The organism is Salinarimonas sp. NSM (genome assembly GCF_052380005.1).
In the GTDB taxonomy this organism is placed as follows: domain Bacteria; phylum Pseudomonadota; class Alphaproteobacteria; order Rhizobiales; family Beijerinckiaceae; genus Salinarimonas.
Map to the genome: position 1 here is coordinate 1 of NZ_JBQTCJ010000059.1, position 17,483 is coordinate 17,483.

The 17,483-nt window shown below is 69.1% G+C and carries 31 protein-coding genes; 28 read left to right on the forward strand and 3 right to left on the reverse strand.

The window, feature by feature from the left end; all coding sequences use genetic code 11:
* From ACTZWW_RS18185 to rplQ, 28 genes are all read left to right on the forward strand, one after another.
* Positions 1-119 (forward strand): EF-Tu C-terminal domain-related protein (locus ACTZWW_RS18185; RefSeq protein WP_458575411.1); only part of this gene is annotated, 119 nt, incomplete at its 5' end.
* Between the two features lie 105 nt (positions 120-224).
* Positions 225-533, forward strand: a complete 309-nt coding sequence (gene rpsJ / locus ACTZWW_RS18190; RefSeq protein WP_029031924.1) for a 30S ribosomal protein S10 — start codon at positions 225-227, stop codon at positions 531-533.
* Positions 534-582: 49 nt separating this feature from the next.
* Positions 583-1,317, forward strand: coding sequence for a 50S ribosomal protein L3 (gene rplC, locus ACTZWW_RS18195; protein ID WP_444782389.1), 735 nt, complete (start codon positions 583-585; stop codon positions 1,315-1,317).
* A complete protein-coding gene (rplD, locus tag ACTZWW_RS18200; protein WP_444782390.1) occupies positions 1,317-1,937 on the forward strand; it encodes a 50S ribosomal protein L4 in 621 nt (206 codons plus the stop codon). Before rplC ends, rplD begins: the two co-directional genes overlap by 1 nt.
* The gene (locus ACTZWW_RS18205) at positions 1,934-2,230 is read left to right on the forward strand and encodes a 50S ribosomal protein L23 (RefSeq protein WP_444782391.1); all 297 of its coding nucleotides are present in this window, start codon (positions 1,934-1,936) and stop codon (positions 2,228-2,230) included. The genes rplD and ACTZWW_RS18205 overlap by 4 nt, the downstream gene beginning before the upstream one ends.
* A gap of 16 nt (positions 2,231-2,246) precedes the next feature.
* Positions 2,247-3,086, forward strand: a complete 840-nt coding sequence (rplB, locus tag ACTZWW_RS18210) for a 50S ribosomal protein L2 (protein ID WP_444782392.1) — start codon at positions 2,247-2,249, stop codon at positions 3,084-3,086.
* 10 nt (positions 3,087-3,096) lie between these two features.
* Entirely contained in the window at positions 3,097-3,375 is a 279-nt protein-coding gene (gene rpsS / locus ACTZWW_RS18215) for a 30S ribosomal protein S19 (RefSeq protein WP_029031929.1), read from the forward strand.
* Position 3,376: 1 nt separating this feature from the next.
* A complete protein-coding gene (gene rplV / locus ACTZWW_RS18220; RefSeq protein WP_372425873.1) occupies positions 3,377-3,757 on the forward strand; it encodes a 50S ribosomal protein L22 in 381 nt (126 codons plus the stop codon).
* Between the two features lie 10 nt (positions 3,758-3,767).
* The gene (gene rpsC / locus ACTZWW_RS18225) at positions 3,768-4,511 is read left to right on the forward strand and encodes a 30S ribosomal protein S3 (RefSeq protein WP_444782393.1); all 744 of its coding nucleotides are present in this window, start codon (positions 3,768-3,770) and stop codon (positions 4,509-4,511) included.
* A 26-nt stretch (positions 4,512-4,537) separates the two neighbouring features.
* Positions 4,538-4,951, forward strand: a complete 414-nt coding sequence (gene rplP / locus ACTZWW_RS18230) for a 50S ribosomal protein L16 (protein WP_372425875.1) — start codon at positions 4,538-4,540, stop codon at positions 4,949-4,951.
* Between the two features lie 11 nt (positions 4,952-4,962).
* Complete coding sequence (rpmC, locus tag ACTZWW_RS18235) at positions 4,963-5,178, forward strand: 50S ribosomal protein L29 (protein ID WP_029031933.1); 216 nt, start codon at positions 4,963-4,965, stop codon at positions 5,176-5,178.
* A 12-nt stretch (positions 5,179-5,190) separates the two neighbouring features.
* A complete protein-coding gene (rpsQ, locus tag ACTZWW_RS18240) occupies positions 5,191-5,448 on the forward strand; it encodes a 30S ribosomal protein S17 (protein WP_444782394.1) in 258 nt (85 codons plus the stop codon).
* A gap of 159 nt (positions 5,449-5,607) precedes the next feature.
* Entirely contained in the window at positions 5,608-5,976 is a 369-nt protein-coding gene (gene rplN, locus ACTZWW_RS18245) for a 50S ribosomal protein L14 (RefSeq protein ID WP_029031935.1), read from the forward strand.
* Positions 5,976-6,293: a 50S ribosomal protein L24 gene (rplX, locus tag ACTZWW_RS18250; protein WP_444782395.1), complete on the forward strand. Its 318-nt coding sequence runs from the start codon at positions 5,976-5,978 to the stop codon at positions 6,291-6,293. Before rplN ends, rplX begins: the two co-directional genes overlap by 1 nt.
* Positions 6,286-6,846 carry a 50S ribosomal protein L5 gene (rplE, locus tag ACTZWW_RS18255; protein WP_372425878.1) on the forward strand — a complete coding sequence of 187 codons (561 nt, stop codon included), beginning with the start codon at positions 6,286-6,288 and terminating at the stop codon, positions 6,844-6,846. The genes rplX and rplE overlap by 8 nt, the downstream gene beginning before the upstream one ends.
* Before the next feature lie 39 nt (positions 6,847-6,885).
* A complete protein-coding gene (rpsN, locus tag ACTZWW_RS18260; protein ID WP_444782396.1) occupies positions 6,886-7,191 on the forward strand; it encodes a 30S ribosomal protein S14 in 306 nt (101 codons plus the stop codon).
* Positions 7,192-7,203: 12 nt separating this feature from the next.
* Entirely contained in the window at positions 7,204-7,602 is a 399-nt protein-coding gene (gene rpsH / locus ACTZWW_RS18265; RefSeq protein ID WP_444782397.1) for a 30S ribosomal protein S8, read from the forward strand.
* A 34-nt stretch (positions 7,603-7,636) separates the two neighbouring features.
* On the forward strand, positions 7,637-8,170 hold the full coding sequence (gene rplF, locus ACTZWW_RS18270) for a 50S ribosomal protein L6 (protein WP_444782398.1): 534 nt from the start codon (positions 7,637-7,639) through the stop codon (positions 8,168-8,170).
* An 11-nt stretch (positions 8,171-8,181) separates the two neighbouring features.
* Positions 8,182-8,544, forward strand: a complete 363-nt coding sequence (rplR, locus tag ACTZWW_RS18275) for a 50S ribosomal protein L18 (protein WP_444782399.1) — start codon at positions 8,182-8,184, stop codon at positions 8,542-8,544.
* Positions 8,545-8,740: 196 nt separating this feature from the next.
* Positions 8,741-9,301 (forward strand): 30S ribosomal protein S5, encoded by a 561-nt coding sequence (gene rpsE, locus ACTZWW_RS18280; protein WP_444782400.1) that lies wholly within the window; start codon positions 8,741-8,743, stop codon positions 9,299-9,301.
* 11 nt (positions 9,302-9,312) lie between these two features.
* Entirely contained in the window at positions 9,313-9,501 is a 189-nt protein-coding gene (gene rpmD, locus ACTZWW_RS18285; RefSeq protein ID WP_029031943.1) for a 50S ribosomal protein L30, read from the forward strand.
* A gap of 13 nt (positions 9,502-9,514) precedes the next feature.
* On the forward strand, positions 9,515-9,991 hold the full coding sequence (gene rplO / locus ACTZWW_RS18290) for a 50S ribosomal protein L15 (RefSeq protein ID WP_444782401.1): 477 nt from the start codon (positions 9,515-9,517) through the stop codon (positions 9,989-9,991).
* A gap of 117 nt (positions 9,992-10,108) precedes the next feature.
* Complete coding sequence (secY, locus tag ACTZWW_RS18295) at positions 10,109-11,449, forward strand: preprotein translocase subunit SecY (protein ID WP_444782402.1); 1,341 nt, start codon at positions 10,109-10,111, stop codon at positions 11,447-11,449.
* Positions 11,450-11,522: 73 nt separating this feature from the next.
* The gene (locus ACTZWW_RS18300) at positions 11,523-12,113 is read left to right on the forward strand and encodes an adenylate kinase (RefSeq protein ID WP_444782403.1); all 591 of its coding nucleotides are present in this window, start codon (positions 11,523-11,525) and stop codon (positions 12,111-12,113) included.
* 224 nt (positions 12,114-12,337) lie between these two features.
* Entirely contained in the window at positions 12,338-12,706 is a 369-nt protein-coding gene (gene rpsM, locus ACTZWW_RS18305; RefSeq protein ID WP_444782404.1) for a 30S ribosomal protein S13, read from the forward strand.
* Between the two features lie 92 nt (positions 12,707-12,798).
* On the forward strand, positions 12,799-13,188 hold the full coding sequence (gene rpsK, locus ACTZWW_RS18310; RefSeq protein ID WP_029031948.1) for a 30S ribosomal protein S11: 390 nt from the start codon (positions 12,799-12,801) through the stop codon (positions 13,186-13,188).
* Positions 13,189-13,308: 120 nt separating this feature from the next.
* Entirely contained in the window at positions 13,309-14,325 is a 1,017-nt protein-coding gene (locus ACTZWW_RS18315; protein ID WP_444782405.1) for a DNA-directed RNA polymerase subunit alpha, read from the forward strand.
* A gap of 124 nt (positions 14,326-14,449) precedes the next feature.
* Positions 14,450-14,869, forward strand: a complete 420-nt coding sequence (gene rplQ / locus ACTZWW_RS18320) for a 50S ribosomal protein L17 (RefSeq protein ID WP_444782406.1) — start codon at positions 14,450-14,452, stop codon at positions 14,867-14,869.
* 137 nt (positions 14,870-15,006) lie between these two features.
* On the opposite strand, the gene ACTZWW_RS18325 is transcribed toward rplQ, so the two are convergent.
* The 3 genes from ACTZWW_RS18325 to ACTZWW_RS18335 form a co-directional block, all read right to left on the reverse strand.
* The gene (locus tag ACTZWW_RS18325; protein ID WP_444782407.1) at positions 15,007-16,323 is read right to left on the reverse strand and encodes an MATE family efflux transporter; all 1,317 of its coding nucleotides are present in this window, start codon (positions 16,321-16,323) and stop codon (positions 15,007-15,009) included.
* Positions 16,324-16,387: 64 nt separating this feature from the next.
* A complete protein-coding gene (locus tag ACTZWW_RS18330; RefSeq protein WP_444782408.1) occupies positions 16,388-16,642 on the reverse strand; it encodes a DUF6460 domain-containing protein in 255 nt (84 codons plus the stop codon).
* 95 nt (positions 16,643-16,737) lie between these two features.
* On the reverse strand, positions 16,738-17,451 hold the full coding sequence (locus ACTZWW_RS18335) for a DsbA family oxidoreductase (protein WP_444782409.1): 714 nt from the start codon (positions 17,449-17,451) through the stop codon (positions 16,738-16,740).
* Positions 17,452-17,483 lie beyond the last annotated feature (32 nt).

Genomic DNA, 17,483 nt, shown 5'->3' on the forward strand with positions numbered 1-17,483 from the left:
ACGTCGCGATGGAGGTCGAGCTGATCGTGCCGATCGCCATGGAGGAGAAGCTGCGTTTCGCCATCCGTGAGGGCGGCCGCACCGTCGGCGCCGGCGTCGTCGCGGCGGTCCTGGACTGAGGCTCGAAGAGAGCGTGAGGACGCGGTCGCGATCGTCGCGGCCGCGTTTCTGGTCCCGCGGCGGGCTGTCCGCCGGCGGGTCGGGTGAGGAAGACGGGGCAACCCATGAACGGTCAGAATATCCGCATTCGCCTCAAGGCGTTCGACCACCGCGTGCTCGACGCGTCGACCCGCGAGATCGTGTCGACCGCCAAGCGCACGGGAGCGCAGGTTCGTGGGCCCATCCCGCTGCCGACGCGTCTCGAGCGGTTCACGGTGCTGCGCTCGCCGCACATCGACAAGAAGTCGCGCGAGCAGTTCGAGATGCGCACGCACAAGCGTGTCCTCGACATCGTGGACCCCACCCCGCAGACGGTCGACGCGCTCATGAAGCTCGACCTCGCCGCGGGCGTGGACGTGGAGATCAAGCTCTGAGGCCCTCCGGGCTCTCAGGGACAGGCATCAACGCCGAGAGGGAACGCACATGCGCTCAGGCGTCATCGCGCAAAAGATCGGCATGACCCGCGTCTTCACGGACGCCGGAGAGCATGTACCGGTCACCGTCCTCAAGCTCGACCAGTGCCAGGTCGTGGCTCATCGGACGAAGGACAAGAACGGCTACGTCGCGCTGCAGGTCGGCGCCGGCCTCGCCAAGGTGAAGAACGTCTCGAAGGCCGAGCGCGGCCGCTTCGCGGTCGCCAAGGTCGAGCCGAAGCGCAAGCTCGCCGAGTTCCGCGTGTCCGAGGACGCGCTGATCCCGGTCGGCGCCGAGATCACGGCGGACCACTTCGTCCCCGGGCAGTTCGTCGACGTGACGGGCACCTCGAAGGGCAAGGGCTTCGCCGGCGGCATGAAGCGCTGGAACTTCGCGGGCCTGCGCGCCTCCCACGGCGTGTCGGTGTCGCATCGCTCGATCGGCTCGACCGGCGGCCGCCAGGACCCCGGCAAGACGTTCAAGGGCAAGAAGATGCCCGGCCATCTCGGCGTCGAGCGCGTCACCACGCAGAACCTGCGGGTGGTGCAGACCGATCCGGAGCGCGGCCTGATCCTCGTCGAGGGCGCCGTCCCCGGCGGCGACGGCGGCTGGATCTTCGTGCGGGACGCCGTCAAGCGCGCGCTCCCGGCCGACGTGCCGATGCCGGGCAAGTACCGTGAGAACGGGGCCAGCGAGGCGCCGGCCGAGGCCGGCGGTGCGGCCCAGACCGAGGAGAACGCGTGATGAAGCTCGCGATCACCACCCTGGACGGCGCCAGCGCCGGCGAGGTCGAGCTCGACGACGCGATCTTCGGCCTCGAGCCCCGCGCCGACATCCTGCAGCGCATGGTCCGCTGGCAGCTCGCCAAGCGCCAGGCGGGGACCCACAAGGTCAAGAACCGTGGCGAGATCGCCCGGACGACCAAGAAGGTCTACCGCCAGAAGGGCACCGGCAGCGCCCGCCACGGCTCGGCCCGCGTGGGCCAGTTCCGCGGCGGCGGACGCGCCTTCGGGCCGCTCGTGCGCTCGCACGCCCACGATCTGCCCAAGAAGGTCCGCGCGCTGGCTCTGCGCCACGCGCTGTCCTCGAAGGCCCGCAGCGAGGCGCTGATCGTCGTCGACGAGATCGTCGCGGCCGAGCCCAAGACGAAGGCGCTCGTCGCGCGCTTCGCCAAGCTCGACCTGACGAACGCGCTGATCATCGGCGGCACGGAGCTCGACGCGAACTTCAAGCTCGCCTCGCGCGCCATCCCCAACATCGACGTTCTGCCGATCCAGGGCATCAACGTCTACGACATCCTGCGCCGCGAGAAGCTCGTGCTGACCAAGGCGGCCGTCGACGCGCTGGAGGAGCGGTTCAAATGAGCATGGATCCACGCCATTACGACGTGATCATCGCTCCCGTGATCACGGAGAAGTCGACCAACCTGTCCGAGCTCAACAAGGTCGTCTTCAAGGTCGCCATCGACGCGACCAAGCCGCAGATCAAGACCGCCGTCGAGAAGCTCTTCGACGTCAAGGTCAAGGCGGTGAACACGTCGGTGCTCAAGGGCAAGACGAAGGTCTTCCGCGGCATCCGCGGCCGCCGCTCGGACGTCAAGAAGGCGATCGTGACCCTCGAGGAGGGGCACTCCATCGACGTCACCACGGGCCTGTGAGGAAGGGATCTCCACAATGGCTTTGAAGCATTTCAAGCCCATCACGCCCGGCCTCCGGCAGCTCGTCATCGTCGACCGGAAGGGCCTCTACAAGGGCAAGCCGGTCAAGGCGCTCACCGAGGGCCTGTCGCAGAAGGGCGGGCGCAACAACACCGGCCGGATCACCGTCCGCTTCCGCGGCGGCGGCCACAAGCGCACGTACCGCGTCGTCGACTTCAAGCGTCGCGCGCGGCTCGGCGAGACGGCCACGGTGGAGCGGATCGAGTACGATCCCAACCGCTCGGCCTACATCGCGCTGATCCGCTACGAGGACGGGACCCAGTCCTACATCCTCGCGCCGCAGCGCCTTTCGGCCGGCGACACGGTCACCGCGGGCGAGAAGTCCGACATCAAGCCGGGCAACGCCCTGCCGCTGTCGGCCATCCCCGTCGGCACGATCGTGCACAACATCGAGCTGAAGATCGGCAAGGGCGGCGCGATCGCGCGCTCGGCGGGCTCCTACGGGCAGATCGTCGGCCGCGACCAGGGCTACGTGTCCATCCGCCTGACCTCGGGCGAGCAGCGTCTCGTCCACGGCCAGTGCTTCGCGACGGTCGGTGCGGTGTCGAACCCGGACCACATGAACACGTCGATGGGCAAGGCCGGCCGCTCGCGCTGGCTCGGCCGTCGGCCGCACAACCGCGGCGTCTCGATGAACCCGATCGACCACCCGCACGGCGGCGGCGAGGGCCGCACCTCGGGCGGCCGTCACCCGGTCACCCCGTGGGGCAAGCCCACCAAGGGCCGCAAGACGCGGTCCAACAAGCGGACGGACAAGTTCATCGTCTCGAGCCGCCACGCCCGCAAGAAGAGGTGAGGACAGAGCCATGGCGCGTTCCATCTGGAAGGGCCCGTTCATCGACGGCTACCTTCTCAAGAAGGCCGAGGCGGCCCGCTCGTCCGGCCGAAGCGAGGTGATCAAGATCTGGAGCCGTCGCTCCACGATCCTGCCTCAGTTCGTCGGCCTCACCTTCGGGGTCTACAACGGTCAGAAGCACATTCCCGTCTACGTGACCGAGGAGATGGTGGGCCACAAGTTCGGCGAGTTCTCGCCGACGCGCACCTTCTCCGGCCACGCGGCGGACAAGAAGGCGAGGAGGCGCTGACATGGGCAAGCCCGCTCAAACCCGCTCGCTGCCCGAGAACGAGGCGAAGGCCGTGCTGCGCATGGTCCGCATCAGCCCTCAGAAGCTGAACCTCGTCGCGCAGCTCATCCGGGGCAAGAAGGTCGGCGTCGCGCTCGCGGATCTCGAGTTCTCCAAGAAGCGCATCGCGCGCGACGTGAAGAAGTGCCTCGAGAGCGCCATCGCCAACGCCGAGAACAACCACGACCTCGACGTCGACGATCTCGTCGTCAAGGAGGCGTTCGTCGGCAAGGCGCTGGTCATGAAGCGCTTCCACGCCCGCGCCCGCGGCCGTGGCGCGCGCATCATGAAGCCCTTCTCGAACCTGACGATCGTGGTTCGCGAAGACACGGCGCAGGCCTGAGGAGGATACGATGGGTCACAAGGTCAACCCGATCGGGCTGCGTCTGGGCATCAACCGCACCTGGGACAGCCGCTGGTTCGCCGGCAAGGGCGAGTACGCCAAGCTGCTGCACGAGGACATCGCGATCCGCGACGCCCTCATGAAGCAGCTCAAGCAGGCCGCCGTCTCGCGTATCGTCATCGAGCGCCCGCACCGCAAGTGCCGCGTCACCATCCACTCGGCCCGTCCGGGCGTGGTGATCGGCAAGAAGGGCGCGGACATCGAGAAGCTGCGCAAGCTCGTCGGCAAGATGACCAAGGCCGAGGTGACGATCAACATCGTCGAGGTGCGCAAGCCGGAGACGGACGCGACGCTCATCGCCGACTCGATCGCCCAGCAGCTCGAGCGCCGCGTGGCCTTCCGCCGCGCCATGAAGCGCGCCGTGCAGTCGGCCATGCGTCTCGGCGCCGAGGGCATCCGCATCAACTGCGCCGGCCGTCTCGGCGGCGCGGAGATCGCGCGCCTCGAGTGGTACCGCGAGGGCCGCGTCCCGCTGCACACGCTGCGCGCGGACGTCGACTACGGCATCGCCACGGCGTTCACCACGTACGGCACGTGCGGCATCAAGGTCTGGGTGTTCAAGGGCGAGATCCTCGAGCACGACCCGATGGCGCAGGAGCGCCGCATGACCGAGGAAGGCGGCCGCTCGGGCGGCGATCGCGATCGTGACCGCGGCCCCCGCCGCGACCGTGACCGCGAGCGCGAGAGCGCCTGAGGCGAAGGCAGTTCTGGAGGCACGCCATGTTGCAACCCAAGAAGACCAAGTTCCGCAAGCAGTTCAAGGGGCGCATCCACGGCGTCGCCAAGGGCGGCACGGAGCTGAACTTCGGCCAGTACGGCCTCAAGGCCGTGGAGCCGGAGCGCATCACCGCGCGCCAGATCGAGGCCGCCCGCCGCGCCATCACCCGTCAGATGAAGCGCCAGGGCCGCGTCTGGATCCGCGTGTTCCCGGACGTCCCGGTCACCGCCAAGCCGACCGAGGTGCGCATGGGCAAGGGCAAGGGCTCCCCGGAATATTGGGCGGCCCGCGTCAAGCCCGGTCGCATCATGTTCGAGATCGACGGCGTGCCGGAGGACATCGCGCGCGAGGCGATGCGCCTCGCCGCGGCCAAGCTGCCGATCCGTACGCGCTTCGTCCAGCGCATCGCCGATTGAGGAGGGACGAGATGAAGTCGAGCCAGCGTCTGTCCGACCTGAAGGCGATGACCGGAGATCAGCTGCAGGACGAGCTCCTGAAGCTGAAGAAGGAGCAGTTCAACCTGCGCTTCCAGAAGGCCACGGGACAGCTCGAGAACACCGCGCGCGTGGCGCAGGTCCGCAGGGACATCGCCCGGGTCAAGACGATCCAGCGCCACAAGCAGGCCGCCGCGGCCACCGCCTGAGGATACGAGATCATGCCGAAGCGCGTTTTGCAGGGCGTCGTCGTCAGCGACAAGCAGGACAAGACCATCGTCGTGAAGGTCGAGCGCCGCTTCACGCACCCGCTGCTGAAGAAGACCGTCCGTCGCACGAAGAACTATCATGCCCACGACGAGAACAACGTCGCCAAGGTCGGCGACGTCGTCCAGATCGAGGAGACGCGGCCCCTGTCGCGCCTGAAGTGCTGGGCGCTCGTTCAAGAGGGCACCCCGGCCGAGGGCACGCAGGGCTGAGCCCCTCTTTTCGAGGGTTGTGCGAGACGGGCGCTTCCTGTATGGGAGCGCCCTTCTCGCGATCATGAGCAGGGGGCGCGAGACCCCCGTCAGAAGTAGTCCGGCCGGGCAATCCCGTCCGTGCCGGAAACCTTTTGAGACAAGGAAAGGATCAAGGCCATGATCCAGATGCAGACGAACCTCGACGTCGCCGACAATTCCGGCGCGCGTCGCGTGATGTGCATCAAGGTCCTGGGCGGCTCGAAGCGGAAGTACGCCTCCGTGGGCGACATCATCGTCGTCTCGGTGAAGGAGGCGATCCCGCGCGGGCGCGTCAAGAAGGGCGACGTGATGAAGGCGGTCGTGGTGCGCACGGCCAAGGACATCCGCCGCGCCGACGGCTCGGTCATCCGCTTCGACAAGAACGCGGCCGTGCTCGTCAACAACAACAAGGAGCCGGTCGGCACGCGTATCTTCGGGCCGGTGCCGCGCGAGCTGCGCGCGAAGAACCACATGAAGATCATCTCCCTGGCTCCGGAGGTGCTGTGATGGCGGCGAAGATCAAGAAGGGTGACCAGGTGATCGTTCTCACCGGTCGCGACAAGGGCAAGAGCGGCGAGGTCGTGCGCGTCATGCCCAAGGAGACGCGGGCGCTCGTGCGCGGGATCAACCTCGTCAAGCGCCACCAGCGCCAGACGGCGAGCCAGGAAGGCGGCATCGTCACCAAGGAGGCGCCGCTCCACCTGTCGAACCTCGCGGTCAAGGACCCGAAGGACGGCAAGCCCACGCGCGTCGGCTTCAAGTTTCTGGACGACGGGCGCAAGGTCCGCTTCGCCAAGCGCTCGGGAGATCTGATCGATGGCTGAGATGAACGGCTACACGCCCCGGATGAAGGCGCACTACGAAGAGGTGGTGCGCCCGGGCATGATCGAGAAGTTCGGCTACAAGAACCCCATGGAAGTGCCGAGGATCGAGAAGATCGTCATCAACATGGGCGTGGGCGAGTCGACCGCCGATTCGAAGAAGGCGACCACCGCCGCGGCGGATCTCGCGATGATCGCCGGCCAGGCGCCGGTCATCACCCGCGCCCGCAAGGCGATCGCGAGCTTCAAGGTCCGCGAGAACATGCCGCTCGGCTGCAAGGTCACCTTGCGCAAGACGCGGATGTACGAGTTCCTCGACCGCATGGTCACGATCGCGCTGCCGCGCGTGCGCGACTTCCGCGGCCTGAACCCGAAGTCGTTCGACGGCAACGGCAACTTCGCGATGGGCATCAAGGAGCACATCGTGTTTCCCGAGATCAACTACGACCGTGTCGAGCAGATCTGGGGCATGGACGTCATCGTCACGACGACGGCCAAGACCGACGAGGAAGCGCGCGAGCTGCTGCGTTTCTTCAATTTCCCGTTCCGGCAGTGAGGCCGCAACGCCTCAGACGCGGAAACCGGAGAGGAATTCATGGCTAAGAAGTCTCATATCGAGAAGAACAAGCGCCGCGAGCGGATGGTCAAGCAATGGGCCGGCCGCCGCGAGCGCCTGAAGGCGATCGCCAACGACGAGTCGGTGTCGATGGAGGAGCGTTTCGAGGCGCGCCTCAAGCTCGCCGAGATCCCCCGCAACGCCAACCCGACGCGCGTCCGCAATCGCTGCGAGGTCACCGGTCGGCCGCGGGCCTACTACCGGAAGCTGGGCATGTCGCGCATCGCGCTCCGCGAGCTCGGCTCGCGGGGCCTGATCCCCGGCCTGGTCAAGTCGAGCTGGTAAGGAGGACGCATCATGGCGATCAACGATCCGCTCGGCGACATGCTGACCCGCATCCGCAATGCGCAGCTGCGCCGGCGTCCCACCGTGGGCACGCCCGGCTCCAAGCTGCGCGCCCGGGTGCTCGACGTGCTCAAGTCCGAGGGCTACATCCGCGACTACTCGGTCGCGGAGTTCGGCAACGGCCGGACCGAGTTCCAGATCGAGCTCAAGTATTACGACGGCACGCCCGTGATCAAGACGATCGAGCGCGTGTCGAAGCCCGGCCGCCGGGTGTACATGTCCATCGACACGATGCCGCGCTACGCCGACGGCCTCGGGACGGTGATCCTGTCCACCTCGCGCGGCGTGATGGCCGACCACGAGGCCCGCGAGGCCAACGTGGGCGGCGAAGTGCTCTGCCGCGTCTTCTGACGCGCGGGCGATCTCGGAACCGAAGGAGAGCGACATGTCTCGCGTAGGCAAGAAGCCGGTCCCGGTCCCGCAGGGCGTCACCGCGTCCGTGGACGGTCAGACCGTGAAGATGAAGGGGACGAAGGGCGAGCTCGCCTTCGTCGTTCCCGAGGAAGTGTCGGTCGCGATGCAGGACGGCTCCGTCGCCGTGCAGCCCCGCGACACGACGAAGGACGCGCGCTCCAAGTGGGGCCTCTCGCGCGCCATGATCGCGAACATCGCGACGGGCGTCTCGAAGGGCTTCGAGCGCAAGCTCGAGATCAACGGCGTCGGCTACCGTGCCGCGGTGCAGGGCAAGACCCTCAAGCTCGCGCTCGGCTACAGCCACGACGTGGATTTCGACATCCCGGCCGACATCACCATCGCGACGCCCAAGCCCACCGAGATCGTGATCTCGGGGATCGACAAGCAGCGCGTCGGCCAGGTGGCGGCGGTCATCCGCGGCTATCGCGGCCCCGAGCCCTACAAGGGCAAGGGCGTGAAGTACGCCGACGAGACGATCTTCCGCAAGGAAGGCAAGAAGAAGTAAGGACGCGAGCCATGGCGAAGAACCTCGATGCCGTCGCGCGCCGCAAGGCCCGCGTCCGCAAGGCCATCAAGTCGGTGGCCAACGGGCGTCCGCGCCTGTCGGTCTTCCGCTCGTCGAAGCAGATCTACGCTCAGATCATCGACGATGCGAACGGCCACACGCTGGCGTCCGCGTCCTCCCTCGAGAAGGACCTGCGCGAGAAGCTGAAGACCGGCGCGGATCGGTCCGCGGCGGCGGAGATCGGCAAGCTCGTCGCCGAGCGTGCCAAGGCCGCCGGCGTGACCAAGGTCGTCTTCGACCGCTCCGGCTACATCTACCACGGCCGGGTCAAGGCGCTGGCCGACGCCGCGCGCGAGGGCGGGCTGGAATTCTGATCGCGATGGGCGTATAGCCCGGCGGTCCATCGAGACGGCGCGCGCGGGAGGGCTTCGAGCCCGGCCCGCGCGGAGCCATGACGGCGGCAAGCAACAAGGGGAGGGGGCGCGCCAGCGCTCCCGGGCGGACGGGTATCCTCCCGGCGCCGATCCCCGGCAGCGAGCGGGAGCCGCCGCCCGCGTCAGTGAGAGAGACATGGCGAGAGAAAGAGACAGGCAGGATCGCGAGGAGCGCGACAGCGAGTTCGTCGACCGCCTCGTGCACATCAACCGCGTCGCCAAGGTGGTGAAGGGCGGCCGGCGCTTCGGCTTCGCCGCCCTCGTCGTCGTCGGCGACCAGAAGGGCCGCGTCGGCTTCGGCCACGGCAAGGCCCGCGAGGTGCCGGAGGCGATCCGCAAGGCGACCGAGGCCGCCAAGCGCGGGCTCGTGCGCGTGCCGCTGCGCGAGGGCCGCACGCTCCACCACGACGTCGCGGGCCGCCACGGCGCCGGCAAGGTCGTGATGCGTGCGGCGCCCGCGGGTACCGGCATCATCGCCGGCGGCCCGATGCGCGCGGTGTTCGAGGCGCTCGGCGTCCAGGACGTGGTGTCGAAGTCGCTGGGGTCGTCGAACCCCTACAACCTCGTGCGCGCCACCTTCGACGCGCTCAAGTCCGAGGACAGCCCGCGCTCCGTCGCGGCGCGCCGCGGGCTCAAGGTCTCGGCCCTGCAGGCCCGCCGTCCCGGCGGCGGCGCCGACGTCGGCGCCGAAGGCTGAGGGAGGGCGACATGGCTGACAAGACCATCACCGTCGAGCAGATCGGCTCGCCCATCCGCCGCGAGGCCCGCCAGCGCCAGACGCTGATCGGGCTCGGGCTCAACAAGCTGCACCGGAAGCGCACCCTTCCCGACACCCCCGAGGTCCAGGGGATGATCACGAAGGTCAAGCATCTCGTGCGCGTCGTCGACGAGACCTGAGGAGGCGCGCGTCATGAAGCTGAACGAACTTCGCGACAATCCCGGAGCGGTCAAGGAGCGCATGCGCGTCGGCCGCGGCATCGGGTCGGGCAAGGGCAAGACCGCCGGGCGCGGCGTCAAGGGCCAGAAGGCCCGCTCCGGCGTCCGCATCAAGGGCTTCGAGGGCGGCCAGATGCCGATCTATCGGCGCCTGCCCAAGCGGGGCTTCAACAACGTCAACGCCCGCGACCTCAACGAGGTCAACCTCGGGCGCATCCAGCAGGCGGTCGATGCGGGCAAGCTCGCCACCGACGCGCCCGTGACGGTGGAGGCGCTCGTCGCCGCCGGCGTCTGCTCGCGGGTGCGCGACGGGGTGAAGATCCTGGGCGTCGGCGAGCTCACCGCCAAGCTCGCCTTCGAGGTGACCGGCGCGTCGAAGTCGGCGCGCGAGGCCATCGAGAAGGCCGGCGGCAGCGTGAAGATCCTCGACGAGGCCGTTGCGCAGGCATGAGCCTGATCCCATCTTGACGACTGCGAGCGGCGGCCCGTGCGTGCGAGCGTGCGTGGCCGCCGTTTCGTCTCGACGAACTGAAGACGACGATCGACGGCGCGCCTCGAGGAGGGGACGATGGCCTCAGCAGCCGAGCAGCTTGCTGCGAACTTGAATTTCGGGGCGCTGGCGCGTGCCGAGGAGCTGAAGAAGCGCATCTGGTTCACGCTGGGCGCGCTGATCATCTATCGGCTGGGCACCTACATCCCGCTGCCGGGCATCGACCCGGAAGCCCTGGCGCAGTCCTTCGAGGCGGCGGCCGGCGGCGTGCTGGGCATGTTCAACATGTTCGCGGGCGGCGCGGTGGAGCGCATGGCGATCTTCGCGCTCAACATCATGCCCTACATCTCCGCCTCGATCATCATCCAGCTGCTGACCGCGGTCTCGCCGACGCTGGAGGCCCTCAAGAAGGAGGGCGAGAGCGGCCGCAAGATCATCAACCAGTACACCCGCTACCTCACCGTGGTGCTCGCCGTGTTCCAGTCCTGGGGCATCGCGGTCGGGCTCTCGGCGTCGGGCGGGATCGTGGTGAACCCGGGGCCGTTCTTCATCGTCACGACGGTGATCACGCTGACCGGCGGAACCATGTTCCTGATGTGGCTCGGCGAGCAGATCACCTCGCGCGGCATCGGCAACGGCATCTCGCTGATCATCTTCGCGGGCATCGTCGCGCACCTGCCGCAGGCGACCGCGGGGCTGCTCGAGCTCGGCCGACAGGGGGCGATCTCCACCGCCTTCATCATCGGCGTCATCGTCATGGCGGCGGGCATCATCTACTTCGTCGTGTTCATGGAGCGCGCCCAGCGCCGGCTCCTGATCAGCTACCCCAAGCGCCAGGTCGGCAACCGGATGTACGACGGGCAGACGTCGTTCCTGCCGCTCAAGCTCAACACGGCCGGCGTCATCCCGCCGATCTTCGCCTCCTCGCTGCTGCTGCTGCCGACCACGGTGGCGAGCTTCTCCGCGGCCCAGGGCGGCGACGGGATCCTCAACACGATCGCGATCTATCTCGGGCACGGCCGCCCGGCCTTCATGATCCTGTACGCCTCGCTGATCATCTTCTTCGCCTTCTTCTACACGGCGATCGTGTTCAATCCGGCGGAGACGGCGGACAATCTCAAGAAGCACGGCGGCTTCATCCCGGGCATCCGGCCGGGCGAGCGGACGGCGGACCACATCGATTACGTGCTCACCCGGATCACCGTGATCGGGGCGCTCTACCTCACCGTGGTTTGCCTGATACCCGAATTTCTCATTTCCTACGCGGCATTGCCGTTCTATCTCGGTGGGACGTCGCTGCTCATCGTGGTGACGGTGACGATGGACACGGTCGCGCAGGTGCACGGGCACCTGCTCGCCCACCAGTACGAAGGCCTCGTCAAGAAGGCGAAGCTGAAGGGCGCGCGGCGCGGCCGCTGAGGCGGATGCGCGGGCCGCCCGCGCGGTGCCGGCAACGGCGCCGCGCATCGAGGGAACGCGGAGGGGGACAGGGATGAGGCTGATCTTCTTGGGACCGCCGGGCGCCGGCAAGGGCACGCAGGCCGCGCGCGTCTCCGAGCGCTGGGGCATCCCCCAGCTCTCGACGGGGGACATGCTGCGCGCCGCCGTCGCGGCGGGCACGCCCGTCGGGCGCGAGGCCAAGGCGATCATGGATTCGGGCGCGCTCGTCCCCGACGCGGTCGTGGTCGGCATCGTGGCCGACCGGATCGAGGAGCCCGACGCGAAGGGCGGCTTCATCCTCGACGGCTTCCCGCGCACCGTGGCGCAGGCGGACGCGCTCGACGCGATGCTCGCCTCGAAGGGCATGGGGCTCGACACGGTGGTCGAGTTCGTCGTCGACGAGGCGATCCTCGTCGAGCGCATCGCCACCCGCGCCCGCGAGACCGAGGCGCGCGGCGAGCCGGTGCGCAAGGACGACAATCCCGAAGTCTTCAAGACGCGGCTCGAGGCCTATCGGCAGCAGACGGCGCCGCTCTCCGCGCACTATGCCGGCAAGGGCATGCTCGATCGCGTCGACGGCATGCAGCCCATCGACGCGGTGACCGAGCAGCTCGTGGCGCTGCTGACGAAGTACCAGGGCTGATTCGAGAGGTACGCCTTGACGCGCCGCACGCGGCCGTGTATGCGCGCCTCTTCTCAGGTCGACGGGCGGTCCCGGCGGGCTTCGCGAGAGGCCGTCCGGGGCTTTGCGCGCTTCGACGTTCGGCCCGCGAGGGCCCACACCGCGCAGGGGCCGGCCTCCACCGGACGCGCGACACGACAACCCGCCGCCGCCCTCCCAGGCTCGCGGCCACATGGAGACGAGACGTGGCACGTATCGCAGGCGTCAACATCCCGACCAACAAGCGCGTCGTCATCGCGCTGCAGTACATTCACGGCATCGGGGCCAAGAAGGCCCAGGAGATCTGCGACAAGGTGTCGATCCCGGCCGAGCGCCGCGTGAACGAGCTCACCGACGCCGAGGTCCTCCAGGTCCGCGAGGCGATCGACCGCGACTACGTCGTCGAGGGCGACCTGCGCCGCGAGGTGTCGATGAACATCAAGCGCCTGATGGACCTCGGCGTCTATCGGGGCCTGCGCCACCGCCGCAACCTTCCGGTCCGCGGCCAGCGCACGCACACCAACGCCCGCACCCGCAAGGGCAAGGCGAAGCCGATCGCCGGCAAGAAGAAGTGACCGTACAGTGAGCTTCCGGGCGGCGCGCGCCGCGTCGCCCGCCCATCCCGAGCGCCTGGCATTACGGGCGCGCCAGAAGGACCAGACGACAGATGGCCAAGGACACCACCCGCGTTCGTCGCCGCGAGCGCAAGAACATCGTTTCCGGCGTCGCGCACGTGAACGCGTCGTTCAACAACACGATGATCACCATCACCGACGCGCAGGGCAACACCATCTCCTGGTCGTCCGCCGGCATGATGGGCTTCAAGGGCTCGCGCAAGTCGACCCCCTACGCGGCCCAGGTCGCCGCCGAGGATGCCGCCCGCAAGGCCGCCGAGCACGGCATGCGGACCCTCGAGGTCGAGGTCTCCGGCCCCGGCTCCGGCCGCGAGTCGGCGCTGCGCGCCCTCCAGGCGGCGGGCTTCACCGTCACCTCCATCCGCGACGTCACGCCGATCCCGCACAACGGCTGCCGTCCGCGCAAGCGTCGCCGCGTCTGACGTCGCGCCGCCCGCGCGCCGCGCGTGCCGTGCCCCGTTTCCGGGCCGGCGCGGCGCGCATCGATCGGTTCGGCGCGCCGCGCGCCTTTCCGCCATGCCCGTCTCACGAGAGGTGAGGTCGTGATCCAGAAGAATTGGCAAGAGCTGATCAAGCCGAACAAGCTTCAGGTCAGTGCCGGCGACGATCCCAAGCGCGTCGCCACCGTCGTCGCCGAGCCCCTCGAGCGCGGCTTCGGCACCACCTTCGGCAACGCGCTGCGGCGCGTGCTCCTGTCCTCGCTCCAGGGCGCCGCCGTCACCGCCGTCCAGATCGACGGCGTGCTGCACGAGTTCTCGTCGATCCCGGGCGTCCGCGAGGACGTGACCGACATCGTCCTGAACATCAAGGCGATCGCCATCCGCATGCAGGGCGACGGTCCCAAGCGCATGACGCTGCGCAAGACCGGGCCCGGCCTCGTCACCGCGGGCGACATCAATACCGTGGGCGACGTCGAGATCCTCAACCCGGACCTCGTGCTGTGCACCCTCGACGAGGGCGCCGAGATCCGGATGGAGTTCACGGTCAACACCGGCAAGGGCTACGTCTCGGCGGACCGCAACCGTCCCGAGGACGCGCCGATCGGCCTCATCCCGGTCGACGCGCTCTACTCGCCGGTGCGCAAGGTCTCGTACCGGGTCGAGAACACCCGCGAGGGCCAGATCCTCGACTACGACAAGCTCACGATGACGGTGGAGACCGACGGCTCGCTGACGCCGGAGGACGCCCTCGCCTACGCCGCGCGCATCATCCAGGACCAGCTCGCGATCTTCGTGAACTTCGAGGAGCCCCGCAAGGACGAGCCGGCCACCGTCTCGCCGCAGCTGCCGTTCCCGCCCGCGCTGCTCAAGAAGGTGGACGAGCTCGAGCTCTCGGTGCGTTCGGCGAACTGCCTGAAGAACGACAACATCGTCTACATCGGCGACCTGATCCAGAAGACGGAAGCCGAGATGCTGCGCACGCCGAACTTCGGCCGCAAGTCCTTGAACGAGATCAAGGAAGTGCTCGCCGGCATGGGCCTGCACCTGGGCATGGAAGTGCCGGGCTGGCCGCCCGAGAACATCGACGATCTCGCCAAGCGCTTCGAGGAGCACTACTGAGGTCCTCGGCCGACAGACCTGCGCTCCCGCCGGCCGGCGGGAGCGCGTCCATGAACGAACACGACACGAACGAAGACGATCGGCCGTTCCTTGGCACGGCGGCCGGCAACGAAGGAGAGCCATCATGCGTCACGGTTTCCGCGGTCGTCGCTTCAACCGCACCCCCGAGCATCGCAAGGCGATGTTCAAGAACCTCGCCCAGGCCCTGATCAAGCACGAGCAGATCGTCACGACGCTGCCGAAGGCGAAGGACCTGCGTCCCGTCGTCGAGAAGCTGATCACGCTCGGCAAGCGCGGCGACCTGCACGCGCGCCGCCAGGCGATCGCCCGCATCCAGGACGAGACGCTCGTCAAGAAGCTCTTCGACGTGCTCGGCCCGCGCTACAAGGACCGCCAGGGTGGCTACACCCGCGTCCTCAAGGCCGGCTTCCGCTACGGCGACAACGCCCCGATGGCCGTAATCGAGCTCGTCGATCGCGATCCGGACGCGAAGGGCCAGGATTCGGGCCCCTCCGCCGAGGCGGACGAGGCCGAGGCGGCCTGAGGCCGCGATTTCGGTAGAGATCCCCGGCCGACGCGGCGCCCCACCGGCACCGAGGCCGGGAGACGAACAAAGGGGCGGTCCCGATGGGGCCGCCCCTTCGCGTCGTGCGCCGGTCTCCAGCGTCTCGTCGCCGTTCTTCAGCCGCGCGACGCGAGCGAATCCGCGGCGCTCTCGAGCGGGATGTGCCGGCGCGCCAGCGCCGGGAAGGCGAGCTGCTGGCCGATGCCGCGCGAGGCGAGGAAGGCCAGGAAGGCGATCCAGAGCCCGGTATTGCCGAGGTCGCGCAGCAGGAAGAGCAGCACGAGATAGAACGCGAAGGACGCGAGCATCAGGTTTCGAAGCGGCGCCGTCCAGGTCGCGCCGATGTAGACGCCGTCGTGCGCGAAGGCGAGCGCGCCCACGAGCGGCGAGAGGGCGGCGAAGACGAGGTAGAGCCGCGCGGTCTCGCGCACCTGCGGGTCGGTCGAGACGAAGTCGATGAAGGCGCCCCCGCCCAGGAGGAAGCCTGCGGCGACCGCCACGCCGAAAACGTGCGCCCACAGCGCCGCGATGCCCGCCGCCCGGCGGAAGTCCCGGGGGCGCCGCGCGCCGTAGGCCTGGCCGCACACCGCCTCCGCCGCCGTGGCGAAGCCGTCGAGGAAGTACGCGCCGATGGCGAACATGTTGTAGAGCACGGCATTGGCCGCGAGCGTCTCGTCGCCGGCGCGCGCGCCGAGCGCGTTGAAGATCAGGAAGGCGGCGCTCAGCGCCGTCGTGCGCACCACGATGTCCCCGTTGACCGCGAGCATGCGTGCGAACGCCGCGCGGTCGAGGAGCGCGGCGCGGCGCACCGCGAAGGGGTTGTCGCCGAGCCGCAGGACGACGACGAAGCCGAGGGCGAGGCCCGCGGTCTCCGCGATCACCGTCCCGAGCGCGGCGCCTGCGACGCCCATCTCCAGCCCGACGACGAACAGGACGGTCAGGGCGATGTTGACGACGTTCGTCGCCACCTGTGTCACGAAGGCGAGATCCGTGCGCCCGCGGCCGGTGAGGGACCCGAGCACCGCGTAGTTCATCAGCGTGACGGGCGCAGCCCAGATGCGGATGGCGAAGTACTCGGCCAGCGCGGCGTTCACCGCATCCGAGGCGCCGATCGCCGCGAAGGCGGCCCAGCCGATGGGGATCTGCAGCAGGACGATCGCGAGGCCGACGACGCCGCCGACGGCGAGGGCGCGCGCCAGCGTCTCGGCCACGCCGCGATCGTCCCGGCGCCCAACGGCCTGCGCCGTCATGCCCGCCGTCCCCATGCGCAGCGCGCCGAAGCTCCAGAAGATGTAGTCGAAGATCACCGCGCCGACGGCGACGGCGCCGAGCAGCGCGGCGTCGCCGAGCCGCCCGATCACGGTCGTGTCGACGAAGCCGAGCAGCGGCACCGTGATGTGCGAGAGCATCATCGGCAGCGCGATGAGGAACATGCGCCGGTGGGAAACCTCCGGCGGGACGCTCGACCCGGGCGCCGTCTCGGCGGGCGCGCTCACGTCAGCGCAGCGCGGCGATGATGCGCATGACGATGAAGACGGGCACGACCACCATCGCTCCGTAGATCAGCCAGCGCCCCAGCGTCCCGAAGGCCTCGAACCCGGTCTCCCAGAGGTCGCGCACGAGCTCGAACGCCCCGTCGAACAACCCCTGCGGCGTGATGCCCAGCAGCGCCATGAACGCGCCCACGAGGAGCGACAGGAAGACGAGCTTGACGAGGACGGCGGCGGGGGACCCGCCGAGGAGGCGCTGCATGGGGCTCGCTCCGGTGATCGACGACGCCGGTCATCGCAGGCGCCGGGTGTGTTGGCAAGACGCTCGCGGGACGCTGAGCAGGCGGGTATCGCCCGTCAGCCCGCCGTGCCGGCCTCTCCCTCGCCCGCGCCCCCCGCGGCCCGCTTCGCGGCGATCTCGGCGAGCGCCTCGCGCCACAGCTCCGCGGGCTGCGCGCCCGAGATCGCCCAGCGGTCCGCGACGACGAAGAACGGCACGCCGCTCACGCCGAGCGCCCGCGCGCGGGCCTCCTCGCGCGCGACGAGATCGGCGAGCGCGGTGTCGTCGAGCGCTGTGCGGGCCTGGTCGGCCGCGAGCCCGGCCTCGGTTGCGCAGGCGAGGAGGACGGCGTCGTCGGCCAGATCGGCACCCCGCGTGAAGTAGGCACGAAACAGCGCCTCGGCGAGAGCGTCGTCGCGCCCCTGCGCCGCGGCGAAGGCGATCAGCGCGTGGGCACGCCGGGTGCTCGGCGTCCGCGTCTGGGCGGCGAAGCGGTAGTCGAGCCCTTCCTCCGCGCCGAGCCGGGTCATCTCGGCGTCGAGCGCGTCTGAGCGTGCGGCTCCCATCTTCGCCGCGCGATAGGCGGCGCGGTCCATGCCCTCGCGCGGCATGTCGGGATTGAGCTGGAACGGTCGCCACGACAACGTGATCGGGATTCGGGCCTCCGCCGCACCGCGCCGCAGCCGCGCGGCGCCGAGCCAGCACCACGGGCAGATCGGGTCCGACACGACGGCGACGGGGATGGGGGTCGTCTGCGCGTCGGGCGCGGGCGTGTCGGGCGTCTCGGTCATCGGGGGTCTCCCAGCGCGTCGTCCCACGAGCC